The sequence below is a fragment of the Leuconostoc sp. C5 genome (assembly GCF_056530425.1).
The window spans coordinates 1,499,197-1,518,056 of record NZ_CP134351.1; the positions used below are offsets into that span (position 1 = coordinate 1,499,197).

Consider the following 18,860-nt stretch of genomic DNA (forward strand, 5'->3'; position numbering starts at 1 on the left):
AACAAATTATACAATTATGAAACTGCTTCTTCCATTCGATCTAAATCAACTGCGACCATTTTTGACACGCCAGCTTCTTGCATCGTCACACCATATAACAAATTAGCATTCACCATCGTCCCCTTACGGTGCGTAATAACGATAAATTGTGTATCACCAGCAAATTCACGTAAATATCTAGCAAAACGCGCCACATTTGCTTCATCCAACGCAGCTTCGGCTTCATCAAGCACAACAAAAGGAACAGGGCGAACGTGCAAAATAGCGAATAACAGCGTAATCGCAGTCAATGCTTTTTCACCACCAGACAACAAACTCATTTGCTGGAATTTTTTACCAGGGGGTTGCGCTGTTATATCAATGCCGGTTGTTAATAAATGGGCTGGGTCTGTTAAGCTAATTTCTGCACGACCGCCACCAAACATTTTGGCATAAATATCTGAAAAATGTGTCGCAACTGCATCAAAAGTCTTTTTAAAACGAACTTGTACTTCCGTATCCATTTCATCAATTGTTTGTAGCAGTGTCTCTTTAGCTGAGTTCAAATCATCGCGTTGTTTTGTCAAAAATTCAAATCGTGTTTTTACAGACTCATACTCTTCAATAGCTCCAATGTTAACATTGCCAATTTCATCTAAACTACGTTTAACTAAGCGCAACTGTTCGGTAATATTTTGAAAATCCATGTCAGCAACTTTTTGGTACAAAGCTTCCACATCGCCAACATCGTACTGCGTCAGTAATTGCGTTTGCAGATTTTCTATCTGTGTCTGCAAACGAGCCAAGTGCGCTGCAGACTGACTTTGTGATCCAATAAGCGTTCTCAAAGTCTCCTGTTGCGTTGCAAATTGCTCTTCCAAATCCGTGATGCTGTTCGTCAAAGCCACGATTTGTGTATTAATATTGTCATACTTTTCTTGTGTGGCATCAAGTTGATGCGACATATCATCAATTATACTTTGGTTAGCTACATTACCTTGCGCTATAGCCAATTGTTTTTGCAGATTTTTTAAGTTTTCTTCTACAGTACTATGCTCTCTCTGTAGTTCATTACGTTGATTCTGTAATAAACTCAACTGGCCATTAATACTGTCAAGCTGAGCACCAACTGTTGCAAACTGAGTTTGCAACGTGGCTTTTTCTTCATTTGTTGATTGTGATTTTATTGAAGCTGTCTCTAAGTCATGAGCTAATTTGGCAGTCAGCTGTTCTTGATCCAATTTTTGTTGTTCAATATTTTTGATTTTAGTACTAAACTCTGCTATGCGATTTTTCAGTTCTAGTTGTTGTTCGCTTACTTCTTTCAATTCATATTGAATAGCTTGCACAGCTCTTTTTTGTTGCTTAACAGCATCCTGTTGCCGCGATAACTCATAATCAATTTTTTTAGTATCATTTTGAGCTGCTCGCAATGATTCTTGTGCCAAAAGTAGTTTTTCTTGTAACTGTTCACCAGTTGAACGTTTCAACTGCAGTGTTTCTTCTAATGTTCTTGCTTGAACAGATAATTCATCTGCAAGTTCACTTAATTCAGCAATATCAGATTGACGACTCAATAAGGTTGCGCCACGTTTTTGGGTTGCGCCACCTGTCATAGAACCACCAGCATTAACAACTTGGCCACTTAGACTTACCACGCGAAAACGAAAATGTCCACGTTTGGCAATTTCAGTTGCTTGATTTAAATTTTCCGCCAAAACGGTTGTCCCTAATATGTTGGCTTTAATAGCAGACATTTCCTCAGGCATATCAATCAAATCCGCGGCAACTCCTATAAAACCATCCATGTGTTGTACTGCTTCCAGACCGCTTAAGTGACGTGATTTGATGGTATCCATTGGTAAAATTGTAACACGTCCCGCCCGGTTTTTTGTTAAATAAGAAATAACCTGCTTGGCCGTTGATGTATTATCTACTACAACCTGTTGTAACACACCACCTAATACGGTTTCAATTGCCAAAGCATAACGACTGGGAACGGTCATTAATTCAGCAATAACCCCTTTAATACCACTAAATTTTTCTAAAGTTTGTGGCTGCATCAGCGCGCGAACACCTTGATAAAAGCCAGCATACTCGTCTAATGAATTGAGTGCATCGCGATGACTACGTGCCTTGTTTAATTCATCTAATACCTTGTACCAATTTTGCTCTGTGGACTTATATATTTTTGCTGCATTACCAATGTCTTTCTTTAAATCTGCTACATTTTTTTCAAGTTCTGTAATGTTTACATCATTATGATCACTATTTGGTACTTTTTTGTTAAACGTTTTTTGAATAGCTGTTAACTCTTCGTTTTCATTATCAAGACGTGCTGACAACACTTTTTGACGACTTTCTAGCTGCTGTAATAGCTTTTCGTCATTTTTTTGCGTGTTGTGCAGTGTAGCTATATCCTGCATTGTTTGAATATAATGATGTCGATTTACTTCAATTTTGCTTTGTATTTCACGTTGTAACTCAACTTGTACACTTGTATCAAATTGTCCAAGACTAATTTTTAATTGTTGGTATTGTTTTTGTAACCCATCTTGTTGTTTTTCTACTTGGCTAATTTGTTCATCTAATTTCCGAACACGATTTTGTAAATCAAACTCTTGTTTTTTAGCACTTTCAACATCTCTATTTAGCGTTGAAATTTGCTGTGCTCCTAAATTTTTAGCGCCAATCAAACGTTCACGTTTTTGAGTACACTCTAGAATTGTAGCCTGTAAGCTATCTCGTGACAATTGTGCACTAACACGTTCTTGACGTTTGTCTAATAATTTTTTATTGACAACATCTAGTGCTAGCTTCGTCTGGTTAACACGTTTGTCATGTGTTTCTACTTGTTTAGTCGTTGATAATATTTGACCATTGAGATCATGAATTGACCATGCCAATCGCGCCTTATCTAACGTATCAAAACGTTCTTTTTGAGCTAAATAATCTGTTGCTTCTGCCGCCTGCTCCGCTAATGGATCAATTCGACTTTCAATCTCATGAATAATATCCGCCACACGTGATAAATTATCACTTGTCTGGGTTAATTCTTTTTGCGCCTTTTCTTTATTTTGCTTGTATTTATACACGCCGGCGACTTCTTCAATAATGCCGCGTCGATCTTCAGGTTTTGCATTAAAAATACTTTCAACTCGTCCTTGGGATATTATTGAAAAACTTTCACGTCCCAAACCAGTATCCATAAACAATTCATGAATATCTCTCAACCGGCTCTCAACACCATTAATTAAATAGGAACTTTCACCTGATCGATACAACTTTCGCGTAATTCGAATTTCATTAAAATCAGATTGTACATAGTGATCAGAATTATCAAAAGTGATTGACACTTCAGCGCGATTCAACGCACCACGTTTATCGGTACCACCAAAAATAACGTCGGACATCTTTGTCCCACGCAAATCTTTGGCAGATTGTTCACCCATCACCCATTGAATCGCTTCAATGATGTTTGATTTTCCTGAACCGTTAGGTCCAATAATACCGGTCATCCCCGGCATTAGTTCAATCATTGTCTTATCAGCAAATGATTTAAATCCGCTAATTTCAAGTGATTTTAGTTTCATAAGTTGACATTATCTTCCAGTATTTTTAGTGCTGCTCTGGCAGCTGCTTTTTCAGCATCTTTGATGGATTTACCAGTACCACGCGCTAATTCTTTGTCATTAGCGGAGACACTCGCTTCAAATAATTGGGTATTATCTGATAATTGTTCCTCTTTTTCGGTCTGATAATCAATATCCACAGACCCTTTGGTCTGTAATCGCTCTTGTAATCGGCTTTTAAAATCAATAAAACGATCAAAAAAGTCTGTATCAATTGCTGCAAATAATGTTTGATTTAAGAATTGTCTAACGACATCTGCCCCTTGATCTAGATACAATGCACCAATAAAAGCTTCCCAAATATCTTCAAGCAATGAGTCGCGATCCCGCGCCCCGCTCATCTCTTCACCTTTTCCTAAACGAATACCTTCGTTTAAATGAACCATGCGTGAGAAATGCGCAAATGATCTTGTTTGAACCATTGCAATACGCATTTCGGTCAATTGACCTTCATGCCAGTCAGGATAGCGCTTAAACAAATACTCAGCAACAATCATTTGCATGACAGAGTCACCTAGAAACTCCAGACGCTGGTAGTCGCGACCTTTTTCGTCCGGATGTTCATTCAAATAGTTACGTTGCGTTAAAGCTTCTGTTAATAAGCTTTCGTCATTAAATGAGATATTAAATTTTTTTAAAATGTATGATTTAAAACTGTCTTGTGACACGTTATTTTCCTTTTAAAGCGTAGTCTATAGTATATTATATCAAAAAAGTGGCCATACTTTTCGAAAAGTTATAGCCACTCAATCTAAAGATCATAGTAGTAATCGTATGCTTTATAGTCCAGATTTTTCACGAACAACATTTGCGATGGATTCAGTATACTTTTCCACTAACTCTTGCGTTGGTGCTTCCACCATGACACGTAGTAAAGGTTCTGTTCCTGAAGGGCGGACTAATACTCGACCGTCCCCTGCCATCTGCGCTTCAACCTCAGCAATTTTGGCAATAACATCAGGATCATGCTGAATTTCTTCTTTATCAGCGACAGTTATATTCACTAATTTTTGTGGATAAATATGAACAGGAGCTGCCAGTTCAGATAGCTTCTTTCCCGTCTCTTTCATTACATATAACAATTGTAGAGCCGTTAGTAAGCCATCTCCAGTTGTTGCCCAATCACGAAAAATAATGTGACCAGACTGTTCGCCACCAAGATTATGGTCCGATTTAATCATTTCTTCCATAACATAGCGGTCACCGACTGCTGTTTTGATACTAGTCATATCATTTTCTGCCAACGCCTTATAGAAACCAATATTACTCATTACCGTTGAGACAACTGCATTGTGCTTTAAACGCCCTTGTTCATTTAAGAATTTTCCAGTGATAAACATAATTTTATCACCATCAACAATCTCACCATTTTCATCAACAGCAATTAATCGATCCCCATCACCATCAAATGCTAGACCTGCTTGTACATCATTTTCTTTTACAAGTTCAGCAAGCGCCGCTGGATTAGTAGATCCAACGCCATCATTAATATTTAGCCCATTTGGTTCTGTTCCTAATGTTACGAAATCTGTTCCCAAATCCGCAAACAATCGTGCTAATAAACCGCTGGTAGCGCCATTAGCACCATCAAGAGCAATTCGCATACCATTAAGGTCTGTTGGAATTGTTTTTTGAAGAAATTCTAGGTACTTTTGAACGCCTTCCGGATAATTATTAACGACACCTAATCCATCAGCACTGGGACGAGGTAGTGTATCTTCTGATTCATCTAATAATTGTTCAATTTCATATTCTAATTGGTCAGATAATTTGAAACCATCATTTCCAAAGAATTTTATGCCATTGTCAGCTGCCGGATTATGTGAAGCTGTAATCTGCACACCAGCGTCTGCCTCTAAATTTTGAACCAGAAAAGCTACAGCTGGCGTAGTAATAACGCCTAACCGCAGCACATCAATACCAACTGATAAAAATCCTGCAATAATGGCTTGTTGTAACATTTCGCCTGAAATTCGAGTATCACGACCTACAATAACAACTGGTTTCTTGTTTTCATCGTTGGCATGCCTGGTTAATATTGCACCACCTGTACGACCAAGACGAAAAGCAAGCTCAGGTGTAAGTGTTTTATTTGCAACACCTCTTACACCATCGGTTCCGAAATATTTAAGATTAAATTCTGACATATTTTACTGTCCTTTAGTTTCTGATGTTGTGCTTGCACTACTTTGAGTACTACTACTTGTACTGCTTGTTGATTCAGAGGATGATGAAGATGATGAACTAGAGCTGCTGCTCGTGCTCCCCGTCGAACTGCTACTTGTTGAGCTGGTGTTTGACGGTGTAATAGTTACTTTTACTTTTGAAACACTATATTCAACAATCCCTGTTTGTGTAGGAATCTCTATAGTACGCGTTGTTTTATTGCTAATATTTCCAACATCCACTGGTATATTAATAGTGTCCACCGATTTAAGTATATCAGAAGAACCATATGCCGTCACCGTTTTTGGATCAAATGTAATCGTATAGTCATCACTGTCACCATTGTTTATTGTTGCGCTCAAATTCATTTTTTTACTGTCTTCAGGTTCTACATCTAACGTGACATTCGCCGTTGGATCACTGATATTAACCTCAACTGCATTACCATCTTTATCTCGTGCAACAAGTTTGACAGATTGTGAGACAGACTGTTTAACACCACTATCAAGTGACACTTTGGCATCTACATAACTCACAGCTTCGACGTTAGCCTTAGGTCCTGAAATCGTGACATTTTTTGGATCTGATGTTGTATCTCCAACCGTGTATCCGGTCGTAATCTTACTTTTATCGAAACTAACCTGCACCGGCAGTTTTGCCGATTTCTTTTGGGAAATTGTCACCGTGACTGTTTGTGGCGTTACCGTAGATGTTAGGGAAGAGTTAACGCCTCGTAAAGCCACCTTAACATTGTGCTTACCAACACCTAAGCTACGTAAATCTACGCTAGCTTGAATGTCATTATGACTCTGTGCAGCTGTCACCAGTGGTCCCGATCCCTCAATACCAACCTTAACTGTTGACGGGGCGCCGATAACAACATATTTATCTGAATCAACTTGTAAATTTAAAGGTACCTTTAGGGTAGCCCTTTTTTCTGGAATCAACGTTGAAAAATTTGTTGACCCTCCATTGTTAGTAGCAGTACCTTGTTTCGTACTAGAAACATAAGCGGCAAGTAAAATGGCGATAACTAAGGAAACCACCAAATTAACGATTTTAGACTGTCCTATTTTTTTCATTTTGAACGTCCTCCAATCTTTTGCCACCAGTGTTTGTCATTTTCTTCGTCAATTTGCACCAAAAATTGATGTTCAAAAAAGTTCATGTAAGACTCTTGGTCCATATTGCGAAGTAAATCCCCCCCTTGAGTGATCGATATTTCCCCTGTTTCTTCAGAAACAACCACTGTAATTGCATCACTTGCTTCACTAATACCAACAGCAGCCCGATGACGTGTTCCCAGTTCCTTTGGTATTCGCGTACTTTCTGATAATGGTAAATATGCTGCAGCAACAGCAATGCGATCATCATCAATAATCACGGCACCATCATGTAAAGGTGTGTTAGGAATAAACGTATTAATTAATAACTGACCGGTAATGTAGGCATCTAACTTTATGCCAGTTTTGATATATTCATCTAAACTACCATCACGTTTTATCGTAATTAAGGCACCTATTCGCCGTTTAGACATGTACTGCAAAGCATCATCTAGACTCTTAATGAGTTGATGTTCTTTAGAATTATCCACACGAGCACGTCGAATAACCAAACGTCGTCCCAAGCTTTCTAATCCTCGTCGAATCTCTTGTTGGAAAATAACTACCACTGCTATTGGAGCCCATGTAATTATTTGATCCATAATCCATGATAGGGTTACTAAACCAAGGTACCAACTCACTACCTTAACCAAAATAACGAAGCCTACTCCAAACAATATCTGCAAAGCGCGGGTTCCTTCGACAAATTGAATGAGCTTATACAAAATAAACCATATAATAGCGATGTCAATGACATGCATTAGGTTATTAAATGTAAAATATAGTAGAATATTCATACTTAGCTATTCCTCATCCCTTCCTGCTAGAGCAGCTGTTTCGGCATAATTGATAAACTGACGTATGTTCACGCCTGCTTGTCTTGAAATACGCCCTTGTTCATAAAGTTGTTGAATCGTTTCACGTTCCACATTTAATGCTTTGATTTCCAATTCCATTCGATATCTATCATCTAGTTCACGTTGTTCTGGTGTATCAGGGTGACGTTCTTTTTCAATCTGATTACGATAAAATATAATCAAATTATAAGCCGCTTGGCGTTCCATTCGATGTGAAACAGTATCACCTGTATACTTTTCCATATATTCAGACAAAGACTGAATGGCTTCCTTGGCCATTTCTTTAGTGGCCATTGAACTTTCTTCACGAAATTGGTCAGTTGACTCATCCGAAATCCAAATCCGAATACTTCTTAGCGTACGCCGCCACAATATAATAATCCACTGGGTAGATAAATGATAGTGTTTATCAGAATCAATCATATTCTCTAGACGATCTAAACGTCGATTTTGAGAAGAATAAGTTAGTATAGATATTTTTTCATCGGCTAGCAGTTGACGTAAGCAATTTCGTTGCGCTTCTAATGCGACGCGTCGCAATTCTCGATCATCTTCAATATTAACTTTATGATCATTACTTTTGTTTAACTGTCGATAAATCTGGTCAATAATTTGTTGTTTTCTACCAATTAATTCATAGACAATAATTCTATTATGATCATTTTGTTGCTCACGGAGAACTTGTACACCAATTCGAATGGAAAATATTCTCGCTTGTGCCTCGGTTAAATCAACTTTAGATTCATGGGTACTTGATGTTTCAACTTCGCCCACTTCTGGTTGTGTAAAATCATGTGTGGTTCGTTGTTTGGTAACAATTGGCAACATAATTGTGGCCACCAACAGACTAATAATCACCACTACTGCCGCCACAAAAACGAGTAAATTACGTTGTGGAAAAGCCGATCCGTCTGCAATAGTCGATGGAACAGTTAGAACAGCGGCCATTGTAACCGCACCACGAACACCAGTAAGGCCCGATATGATTGCCATTCTAAAAGAAATGGCGCGTTCCTTATGTTTTAAATGATATGTAATTTGCGTGCCGTAAGCCCAAAATGTACGAATAGTAAATATGATAAACCAAACGGCAACACCATAAAAGATGGCCATACCCGTATGAACCTGCGTACTACGCACAATATCTTTCATGGCAGCAGGAAGTTCAATACCTAGTAAGATAAAAATTGTGCCATTTAGCAAATAAACAAATACTTCCCAAGTACGTACTGTGACCACATTTATTTCAGGTGAACGCGCATTCATATGCTGATCGCTCAAAATTTTCGATAAAACGCCACCAGCCACAACTGCAATTACACCAGAGGAGTGAAAAATGTCCTCAGCAACCCAATAAATAACGAATGGCATTAACAAAGTCACAACCGTATGGAAAACCACATCATTCAAGCCAACACGATCAAAAGAGTCACGTAGCCAGCTAACAAAACTACCAAGAATTAGCCCAACAGCTAATCCGACAATAGTCATCCAAAAGAAGTTTCCAATGGCTTCACCAATTAGAAAAGTACCTGCGATGGTGGCTTTAATCGCCGTATTAAAACTAACCAACCCACTCGCGTCGTTGATTAAACTTTCTCCTGAAACAATATGCATCACATTTTCCGGAAGCTTCACACGCCGAGCAATGGCTTGCACAGCCACCGGATCAGTTGGTGATATCACGGCCGCTAGGGCCAAAGCCACTGATTTTGGTAGTTGAGGCATTAATAGGTGCATTAAAAATCCACCGACTAACGTTGTTAAGATAACCAAAATAATTGAATTACCTAAAATCGGCCCACGTAATTCCCAAAGTTCATGTTTTGGAAAACGCCATGCATCGTTAAACAATAATGGTGCTATAAACAATAGCATAAACCACTCTGAATCAACTTCAACGTAAATACCACATACCAGTGCTAGAAAGAGACCAATCGCAATCTGAAATAAACTGATAGGTATCTCAGGTATAAAATGCGACACAATGTTAGAGATGGTTACCGCAACAATTAATATTACAATTAATTCTAATATTGCCATTCCTTAACGCTCTCCCATTATTCTGACTTCTGTTTCTAAATGCACACCAAATTTTTCATACACTGTTTTTTGTACATAATGAATTAAATCCTCATAGTCATTACCGGTGCCATGTGCGATATTGACCATGAATCCCGCATGCTTTTTGGAAACTTCAACACCGCCGCGGCGGACACCTTGTAATTTAGAATCCATAATCAATTTACCTGCAAAGTAACCTTCTGGCCGCTTAAAAACGGAGCCATTCGATGGATAATTTAGTGGTTGTTTATTAGCACGTTTAAAATTATTTTCATCCATTCGTGTCCTGATAGCAGTGCAACTATCTGGTTGTAATTCAAAAGTCGCACTAATTATAATGCCACCGTTGCTCTGGAAAACAGATTTTCGGTAACCAAATTCCAATGCCTTTTTTTCAAAATTTTGCAGAGTGCCATCTGGCATTAAAGCAGTGACAGATGACACAACCATATCAACTTGCCCCCCATAAGCGCCTGCATTCATGAATACAGCTCCGCCAACTGACCCTGGAATTCCTGCGCCCCACTCTAAACCACTCAGCCCATGTTCAAACGCTTGCTCAGTTACCCAAATTAAATCAGCACCAGCTGATGCTACGATTTTATTTTGATCCACAACGACGTCCCGTAAATCATGTAGTAAGATGGATAGTCCCCGTAGACCACCATTGCGAACGATTAAATTGGATAGCCGACCAAAAACTTGCACAGGCATGCCTAACTCTTTAGCCCAGTTCACCAGTACTTTCAATTCATGAATACTTTTGGGGATGGCTAAATAATCAACCAATCCACCAGCTTGCGTATAAGCATATGGTGCTAGTGAATGATTCTCTAGTATTTCAATATTTTCTAATTGCATTAAATTTTGTCTCCAAGTCCATATGTACTATTTTACCAAACTTTAGGTAATTCTTTAAAATTATGTTAAATCGCTAATATATTATTGAAAAAACAAAATAAAAAAGCGCCCAAGTGGATTTAAATCAATTCCCGTGAGTGCTTAATCAATTCACTTTAACTATTAAAAACATCATTCATCTTACACTGCGTTACGCAAACCATAATTTGATTTCATATTCGGCCGCTTCAACACTGTCCGAACCATGAACAATATTCATAACAGCTTCCCCTTCCCATTCACGACCTAAATCACCACGAATAGTTCCCGGTGCAGCTAGTGTTGGATTGGTCGTTCCCATAATTGTTCGCCAGCCCGATACAATGTTGGTTCCTTCTCCAATCATCGCAATAATCGGGCCCGAAGTCATATACTGCACTAACGAAGGATAAAATGATTTGCCCACATGTTCAGCATAATGCTTTGCTAGTAATTCAGGAGTAGGTTGTACCATTTTCATCGCTTTAATCGCATAGCCTTTATGCTCAATTCGCTGAATAATCTCACCAATTTTGCCACGCGAAACGCCATCCGGTTTAATCATCATAAAAGTACGTTCTACCATATATTTCCTCCTTATAATTAAGTCTCTAACTTAATTGTACACATATATGAAAACGTTCACAATACTACTTTCTTGCTGTGCGTTTGACATCCTCAGGACGGTACTCCATGGCCATCCCTTTTAAAATATTACGAAGATAGCGATCACCAGCCGGTTTATAATTTCGATGATCCGGTCGACGTAATATTGCACTTAACTCACTATTAGAAATTTGAATACCTGCCGTTTTTAAGAAACCAATTAAATCATCACTAGTATAGGCCATCGCAATTTTCAATTTTTTGATAACAACATTATTTATCGCTGCCTCGTTGACCATATCAAATGTTGGTGGAACAGGCTTTAAATCGGGACCAATTTTTTCACCACGTTGTGAAATAATCAAGCCATTCATAAATGATTCAAGTATTTTTGTAGCGACCTTCTCATCACGTTTCGTATCTTCTGCTTGTTTTGTCAATAGATTGTGTAATTGATCTTCATCTATTGTTACGCCACCAAATTTAAAAATTTTGATCATATCAGCATCTTTTATGTTGAGTGCGTAACGTAAACGAATAATTATATCATTATTATTAAAAGCCATTATTGTAGAACCTAGTAAATAGAAAATATATTGTCCAAATGTCAACTATTTTTCTCTATTATTTTCCTTTTATTTTTCTCTTCAAACTACCCTGTAGAAAAGACAGTTGTATCCGTAAGTCTAATTATATCATACAAAAAAGGCCGATCGGAATTCCCTAGCCAGCCTTTTTGATATGCAATTGTAAACTTATTATTTTTCTGGATTATCTTTTTTATTTTTCAAAGCATCTTTTACGGCATCGACATCGTCATGGGCAACATCTCGAACCTTTTGTACATCATCTTTGGCTTCGCCCTTAACATTTTGGGTCTTACCTTCGACTTCACGTGCTTTATCACCGGTAATTTTTCCTTCAAGTTCTTTTGCCTTACCAGCAATTTTATCTTTAGCATTATCAAACTTTTCTTCAAATGACATGAGCGTCCTCCTTGAATGATATTCGATGTTGTGTGGTAAGTATAACGCAACTGTAAGCGCTTGTAAAAGCATATGCCTCGCACAAATCATTTTTTTTCCAAAGCCATGTGCTGTGAATAAATATTCGAGGCAAGATCATCACCAGATTTTATGTAAAGAGCATTAAGAGGTTACTTCTTATGTTCCATAGGAACACTATCATGTTTGAAGTCTTCAATTGAATTTTTAACAACTTGCTTACTATTGTCTTTAATAATTTTAGTATTTTTTTAACATTATTTTTTGTCTGATTTAATTTTGTATTCAATGCCATTACAATTTCTCCCATCAATTGTTTGAAATCATATTTTATCGAATAATTTTGAGTTACGCAAGTGAAAAATTAATCCATTTTTACTTTATTAAATAATAATGTGATAACAAATCTATCCCAAAAAATATGAAGTAACTAGAAAAACTAATGTGTTACAAATGGTTAATATGGATGGTTATCATATTCCTCCCATGCCTCATGTGAATCTTGAATGCGTTTAAACATTTTTTCCATTTCAGTTAGTGTAAATGACGTCACCACTGGACGACCATGAGGACAATTATAAGGGTTCTCAGTCGAGGCAAGTGATTCGAGCAACGTCCGAGCTTGTAAGTCGCTTAAATGCATGTTGGCACGGACTGAGCGTTTACAGCTCATCATAATTGCTGTCCGTTCACGAAATTCGGCAACTGTCAAATTACCGTCTCGTAATATCCAATCAACCATTTCTTTAATCGTTTCAGTCTCTTGGCCCTTTTCAAACCATGTTGGATGTTCACGGACAATTACTGTTGTTGGCCCGAATGGTTCTAGCGTCAAGCCAATAGCCTCTAATTCGGCTTCCTTATCGGCAATCTTCAACATATCAGCTACAGAATAGTTAATGGTGATTGGCACTAACATTCGTTGCTTATCCGTGCCAACCTGACCAATTTCTTTTCGATAATATTCATACTTCACACGTTCTTGTGCAGCATGTTGGTCAATCAAATAGAATCCTTCGCTACTTTGAGCAAACAAAAACGTACCATGCATTTGTCCAATGTATTCTAGGCTGGGAAATCCGCTCGGTTTCTTTGGTGAAATGTCTAATTCTTCTTGGGTTGGTATATCTGGCTTATTATAGCTGGATATATCTTCAGAAACTTGCACAGTTATTTCATCATCAAATATTGGTAAGTTAGGTTCGTGAGCATATTTTTGAGTAAACTCATTAACTGCATGGTTCATCAAATCTGCCTCTTGATTGATGACCACTTCATTGCTATCCATACCTGTATTGATTGCAATAGTCTGTTCCATATCTGGCTTAGCCCATGGTGCTACTTGCTTTGGTGCTGGTGGCTCAATTTTGTTAGTCTGAGCCTGTCCATATAGATTTTCATAAGCATCTGGAATTAAATTTTCATCAGCAAAGCAAGATTTAATAGTATCAATAATTAATGCTGATAGTTCGGCTTCTTTTGATAATCGAATTTCAGCTTTTTGCGGATGTACGTTAACATCAACTAATAAAGGATCTGTATTGATGTTGATGACACCCATTGGAAAACGACCAACCATCAGCTTTGACCCATATCCACGAATAACTGCATTTGATACGGAAAAATTTTTAATAAAACGGCCATTAACCAATATCGTTAAGTAATCCCGCGAACCTCGCGTGAGTTCTGGTAATGACACAAACCCTGTAATATTAAAATCATCATCTTCGCCAGTAATTGCACGCATTTTTTGCGCAACGTCACGTCCATATATCGCAGCGATAACACGTTGCTGATTACCATCCCCATTTGTTTGTAAAATATTACGTCCATCAGCAGTTACAGTGAAGGCAACATTCGTATATGACAACGCAATACGATTCATAATATCAGCGATACGAGACAACTCTGTTTGCGGCCGTTTCAAGTATTTTAATCTAGCTGGGGTATTGTAAAATAGATCTCTAACAGAAACCACCGTTCCTCGCCGTCCGTTGGCTGGCGTTGCAGAAACTTGCTTGCCACCTTTGATATGATACATGATCCCACTTGGCGCTTCTTGAGTAGTGGTATTCAGGGTTACATCAGAAATAGCTGCTATCGACGGCAAAGCTTCTCCACGGAATCCAAGAGACATAATATTAAACAAATCATGTCGATTGCTAATTTTACTAGTAGCATGCCTAGTAAAAGCTAACGGTACATCTTCTGGGTTAATTCCTTCACCATTATCGACAACACGAATTAATGACTCACCGGCTTCTTCTACGATGACATCAATTTGTGTTGCCCCTGCATCAATAGCATTTTCAACTAATTCTTTTACAACACTGGCTGGACGCTCAATGACCTCACCAGCGGCAATTTGGTTAGCTAATAAATTTGATAATTCATGTATGCGCACTGTCTTACTTCCTCAATTTTTGTAATTCTGCCAATACATTTAATGCTTCTAGCGGTGTCATTTTTGATATGTTGATGCTATCTAATTTTTGAAATAATGTTTCTGTTTTAGGATCAACATCCGAAACATTGAACAATGCCACTTGCTCAGACAACCCTGAAGCTTTTGGTTCAGGTACTAATGCTTCTTGATTTTCTAATCCTGATAAAATTGTTGTTGCATTTGCAATTAATTCGTCAGGCAATCCGGCTAGTGCAGCAACGTGAATGCCATACGATTTGTCAGCTGGTCCTTGTTGAATCTGATGCAAGAAGTGTAACTCACCCGATTCATCTTCAACAGCGCCCACATGAACATTTTTAATATTTTCATGTTTGTCTGCCAATGCCGTTAACTCATGATAATGGGTTGAAAATAATGTTTTAGCATGTACATGAGCATCTAAATATTCAATGATGGCTTGAGCTAATGCCATACCATCATAAGTTGCCGTGCCTCGACCTAATTCATCAAATAATATTAATGAGTGCGCGCTGGCTTCTTGCAATGCTAGGTTGGCTTCCGCCATTTCGACCATAAATGTCGATTGACCCATTGCCATATCATCATTGGCGCCAATACGGGTAAATATTTGATCAAATATTGGTAATACGGCACTTTCGGCCGGAACAAAACTGCCCATTTGACCCAAAATAACAATCAACGCTAACTCCCGCATATAGGTTGATTTTCCAGCCATATTAGGCCCCGTGATCAATTGCATTGCCGTATTTTGATCCAAATTCACATCATTAGCAACAAACTCACCGGCTTCTAATATTGCTTCAACCACTGGATGGCGTCCCTGCTTAATATTAATTATATTATCGTCAGTAAATGTGGGACGAACAAAGCGATTATTGTCAGCAACATCTGCTAAGCTTGCTAGAACGTCTAATTGCGCTACCTGTCGTGCCAACTTTTGTAAACGAGAAATATTTGCTTTAACACGCTCACGAATCGTAATGAACAATTCGTATTCACGCTCGGTTCTTTTGAGTTGCGCTTCGTTAATTAAACGCTCGTGCTCCTTCAGTTCAGGCGTAACAAACCTTTCAGCATTAGTCAGGGTCTGCTTACGTTCATAGCGCCCTTCTTCTAACTTACTAACATTTGCACGAGATACTTCAATGAAAAATCCAAAGTTTTTATTGTACTTAACTTTCAATGAATTAATGCCAGTTGCAGCACGCTCATCGGATTCTAATTGTGCCAGCCATTTCTGATTTTGACTCAAAACGTTACGATATTCATCGATTTTTGAATCAAATCCATCATTGATGATATCGCCCTCACGGATGCTAATCGGAGGGTCATCAACAATTGCTTCATCAATCAATCCAGCTAAATCACTCATATCTTCTAGTCGTTGACTAGCATGATTTAAAATACCTTGGCTTGAGGACAGAACGGACTTCATACCTGGAATTGCAGATAATGATCGCTTTAATTGTACTAATTCTCGGGCGTTCATCGTGCCCATAGCAGCACGAGCTGCTAAACGTTCCAAATCATATACTGATTTCAAATGATCTTGTAGCGCGCCACGTACAAAAAATTCATTTTGAAATGCTTCAATCATATCTAAACGTTCATTGATGTCTTCTGGATCCCGAAGTGGACGCAGCAACCATTGTTTTAGTAACCGACCTCCCATAGCGGTTTTAGTTTCATCAATTAGACCAAGTAAGGAACCTGCTTTCTTTTTTGTCCTTGCGTTTTTTACAAGATCTAAATTAGTCCGTGTATCTTGGTTGAATTTCAAATAAGCCAAGCGTTCATAATTTTGAGCCGGAATAATATGATCCAAATTACGGCGCTGGGTGTCAAATATATAGTTTAATAAAATAGTGGTTACTTGTGCTTCATTTTCATGTACCAAAGGCTGTGTCAAAAAACTAACTGTAGCATTAACATTTACGTCAGATTGAGTAGAAATTACCAATCCCCGTTCAGCAAGCTTATTAGCTATCCCTAGTTCTGTTGTTTCATCATCTTTTAATAACACAATTTCTTTAACTTCAAGTGAACTGAGCTCATCAATTACATCGCTAAAACGCTTTAGTGTTGTGGTTTTTAATTCACCCGTTGATAAATCAATGTAACTCAAAAAATAACGATTATCTCGTGGTAACACCGCAGCCAAATAATTATTTTGCTTATCATTGCCCATGCCACTATTAAGCTTTGTCCCCGGGGTAATGAGTTGCACCACGTCACGCTTCACCATTCCCTTTGCAGTGGCAGGATCTTCCATTTGCTCCACTATAGCGACTTTGTGTCCTTGATCAACTAAAATATCAATATAATTCTGAGCAGCATGGTGTGGAATGCCAGCCATTGGTACCGGATTTTCAGAATTTTTATTACGTGCTGTTAATGTTAGCTCCAACAATTTTGCGCCAAGCACTGCATCATCTTCAAATAACTCATAAAAATCACCCAAACGATAAAACACGAATGCGTCAGGATATTGACTTTTAATCTCATGATATTGCACCATCATCGGTGTTTCAGCAACTTTAGCCATGTTGAATACCTCTTTCTATACACTACATTTTAACATATCAAATAAACATTTCTGTGACACACTGAAAAATGCAGCGCACATCTGCTATGAAAGGACAATCTCATAGTGATGCGTACCGCATATTGTTTGGATCTAAATTATTAATTTTCAGCTTTTTTGAAAACTGTAATGCTTTCAACGTGAGTTGTTTGTGGGAATTGATCCAGTGGCTGAACTGCACCTTCGATTTCAAATCCTGCAGCCAAAATTTGAACAGCATCACGCGCAAGTGTTGCTGGGTTACAACTTATATATACAAATTTTTCAGGATTCATTGCTTTAACTGCATCAATCAATTCTTGTGTTAACCCTTTGCGTGGTGGATCAACAAAGACAACATTTGGCTTTAATCCTTCATCCGCCCATTTTGCCATTTGCTCTGGTGCGTCAGCCAATACAAATTCGGCATTTGTAATTTGATTATTTTTGGCGTTTTTTTCAGCATCTTCAATTGCTCCTTCAACAACATCAACACCATATATTTTTTTCACTTTATCCGCAACAGATAACGTAATTGTTCCGATACCAGAATACGCGTCAACAACAACGTCAGTCGGTTTCAAATTAGCCTTTTCAGCTGCGAGCGCATACAAGGTCGAAGTGGTTTGAGGATTGACCTGATAGAAAGAGTTTGGCCCAATAACAAAGTCTTTACCCATTAATTGATCGTGAATATCGTCTTCACCCCAAATCGTTTCATTCCATTGTCCCATAATCACATTGGTATCGTGATTATTGATATTGTGGATAACACTCTTTAATTCAGGTAGTTTTGCACTGAGTTTTTCGGCAATTAAGTCGCTATTAGGCAGCTTTTTAGTATTCGTGATGATAACAACCATTAATTCATGTGAATAATAGCCCCGTCGTGCCATAATATGACGAATAACGCCTTTTTTAGTTTCTTCTTCATACGCGGAAACACCTAATTCACGTAAAATGTCTCGCGTAATACGAACTGCTTCATCAACCTTGGGATCTTGGATATAAAAATCTTCAATTGGCACTAAACGATGTGACCCACGACGATAAAAACCTGTTTCTAATTTACCATTTATCATTTGCACAGGTACTTGTGCCTTATTACGGTACCCTGTTGGATTTTCCATACCAATAGTCGGCGCCACATCAACATCTACATTAACCTTTTTAAATAATTCTTCAATTTGATGCTGTTTAAACGCCAGTTGTGCCTCATATTTCAAATTGGCTAGCGGTGCAATGCCTGTGGTAATTGCTATTTTGTTGGCATTTTGAACGCGATTTTCGGATTCCTGAATACGTCTTGTTACACGCCCAAATGCGTAGCTTTTTAGTACTTTTGTGACACTCACGCGGACAATTTCTCCCGGAATAGCATCAACTACAAATATCGGAAAATTATCAACCTTAACAACACCCATGCCTTGATATGTAATATCAATCACGGTTGCTTCAATTTCCTGATTTTTAGCTACTGGTGCTTCGGTTTTATATACTCGATTAGCTTTCGCCATAATGATTTGCTTCTTTCTTGCGCCTTTTGACACGCACTTTAAAATGAGAATAAGGCACCATA

Annotated in this window: 13 protein-coding genes; all 13 read right to left on the reverse strand. The window is 38.2% G+C overall.

The annotated features are described in order from the left end of the window. Positions 1-14: 14 nt before the first annotated feature. Entirely contained in the window at positions 15-3,572 is a 3,558-nt protein-coding gene (gene smc, locus RHP56_RS07535) for a chromosome segregation protein SMC (protein WP_102753369.1), read from the reverse strand. Beyond that, entirely contained in the window at positions 3,569-4,279 is a 711-nt protein-coding gene (rnc, locus tag RHP56_RS07540; protein WP_011680226.1) for a ribonuclease III, read from the reverse strand. Before rnc ends, smc begins: the two co-directional genes overlap by 4 nt. Positions 4,280-4,390: 111 nt before the next feature. Then, positions 4,391-5,758 carry a phosphoglucosamine mutase gene (gene glmM, locus RHP56_RS07545; protein WP_011680227.1) on the reverse strand — a complete coding sequence of 456 codons (1,368 nt, stop codon included), beginning with the start codon at positions 5,756-5,758 and terminating at the stop codon, positions 4,391-4,393. A 3-nt stretch (positions 5,759-5,761) separates the two neighbouring features. Then, the gene (locus RHP56_RS07550; RefSeq protein ID WP_102753370.1) at positions 5,762-6,859 is read right to left on the reverse strand and encodes a CdaR family protein; all 1,098 of its coding nucleotides are present in this window, start codon (positions 6,857-6,859) and stop codon (positions 5,762-5,764) included. Next, positions 6,856-7,677: a diadenylate cyclase CdaA gene (cdaA, locus tag RHP56_RS07555; RefSeq protein ID WP_011680229.1), complete on the reverse strand. Its 822-nt coding sequence runs from the start codon at positions 7,675-7,677 to the stop codon at positions 6,856-6,858. The genes RHP56_RS07550 and cdaA overlap by 4 nt, the downstream gene beginning before the upstream one ends. A gap of 6 nt (positions 7,678-7,683) precedes the next feature. Continuing rightward, complete coding sequence (locus RHP56_RS07560) at positions 7,684-9,780, reverse strand: Na+/H+ antiporter (RefSeq protein WP_102753371.1); 2,097 nt, start codon at positions 9,778-9,780, stop codon at positions 7,684-7,686. Between the two features lie 3 nt (positions 9,781-9,783). Further along, on the reverse strand, positions 9,784-10,662 hold the full coding sequence (gene murB / locus RHP56_RS07565) for a UDP-N-acetylmuramate dehydrogenase (protein ID WP_011680231.1): 879 nt from the start codon (positions 10,660-10,662) through the stop codon (positions 9,784-9,786). 190 nt (positions 10,663-10,852) lie between these two features. Beyond that, positions 10,853-11,266 (reverse strand): nucleoside-diphosphate kinase, encoded by a 414-nt coding sequence (gene ndk, locus RHP56_RS07570; protein WP_014325038.1) that lies wholly within the window; start codon positions 11,264-11,266, stop codon positions 10,853-10,855. A gap of 64 nt (positions 11,267-11,330) precedes the next feature. Then, positions 11,331-11,852, reverse strand: a complete 522-nt coding sequence (locus tag RHP56_RS07575) for a YehS family protein (RefSeq protein WP_031296130.1) — start codon at positions 11,850-11,852, stop codon at positions 11,331-11,333. 192 nt (positions 11,853-12,044) lie between these two features. After that, on the reverse strand, positions 12,045-12,272 hold the full coding sequence (locus tag RHP56_RS07580) for a CsbD family protein (RefSeq protein ID WP_011680232.1): 228 nt from the start codon (positions 12,270-12,272) through the stop codon (positions 12,045-12,047). Positions 12,273-12,747: 475 nt separating this feature from the next. Next, the gene (gene mutL, locus RHP56_RS07585; RefSeq protein WP_014325040.1) at positions 12,748-14,694 is read right to left on the reverse strand and encodes a DNA mismatch repair endonuclease MutL; all 1,947 of its coding nucleotides are present in this window, start codon (positions 14,692-14,694) and stop codon (positions 12,748-12,750) included. A gap of 4 nt (positions 14,695-14,698) precedes the next feature. Next, entirely contained in the window at positions 14,699-17,263 is a 2,565-nt protein-coding gene (gene mutS, locus RHP56_RS07590; RefSeq protein WP_102753264.1) for a DNA mismatch repair protein MutS, read from the reverse strand. A gap of 140 nt (positions 17,264-17,403) precedes the next feature. After that, the gene (gene rlmD, locus RHP56_RS07595; RefSeq protein ID WP_061515024.1) at positions 17,404-18,798 is read right to left on the reverse strand and encodes a 23S rRNA (uracil(1939)-C(5))-methyltransferase RlmD; all 1,395 of its coding nucleotides are present in this window, start codon (positions 18,796-18,798) and stop codon (positions 17,404-17,406) included. Positions 18,799-18,860 lie beyond the last annotated feature (62 nt).

Coding starts and splice junctions, on each gene's coding strand:
- cdaA (WP_011680229.1), bottom strand. CDS start 7,677: ATGAATATTCTACTATATTTTACATTTAATAACCTAATGCATGTCATT.
- murB (WP_011680231.1), bottom strand. CDS start 10,662: ATGCAATTAGAAAATATTGAAATACTAGAGAATCATTCACTAGCACCA.
- RHP56_RS07550 (WP_102753370.1), bottom strand. CDS start 6,859: ATGAAAAAAATAGGACAGTCTAAAATCGTTAATTTGGTGGTTTCCTTA.
- mutS (WP_102753264.1), bottom strand. CDS start 17,263: ATGGCTAAAGTTGCTGAAACACCGATGATGGTGCAATATCATGAGATT.
- glmM (WP_011680227.1), bottom strand. CDS start 5,758: ATGTCAGAATTTAATCTTAAATATTTCGGAACCGATGGTGTAAGAGGT.
- rlmD (WP_061515024.1), bottom strand. CDS start 18,798: ATGGCGAAAGCTAATCGAGTATATAAAACCGAAGCACCAGTAGCTAAA.
- RHP56_RS07560 (WP_102753371.1), bottom strand. CDS start 9,780: ATGGCAATATTAGAATTAATTGTAATATTAATTGTTGCGGTAACCATC.
- RHP56_RS07575 (WP_031296130.1), bottom strand. CDS start 11,852: ATGGCTTTTAATAATAATGATATAATTATTCGTTTACGTTACGCACTC.
- ndk (WP_014325038.1), bottom strand. CDS start 11,266: ATGGTAGAACGTACTTTTATGATGATTAAACCGGATGGCGTTTCGCGT.
- RHP56_RS07580 (WP_011680232.1), bottom strand. CDS start 12,272: ATGTCATTTGAAGAAAAGTTTGATAATGCTAAAGATAAAATTGCTGGT.
- smc (WP_102753369.1), bottom strand. CDS start 3,572: ATGAAACTAAAATCACTTGAAATTAGCGGATTTAAATCATTTGCTGAT.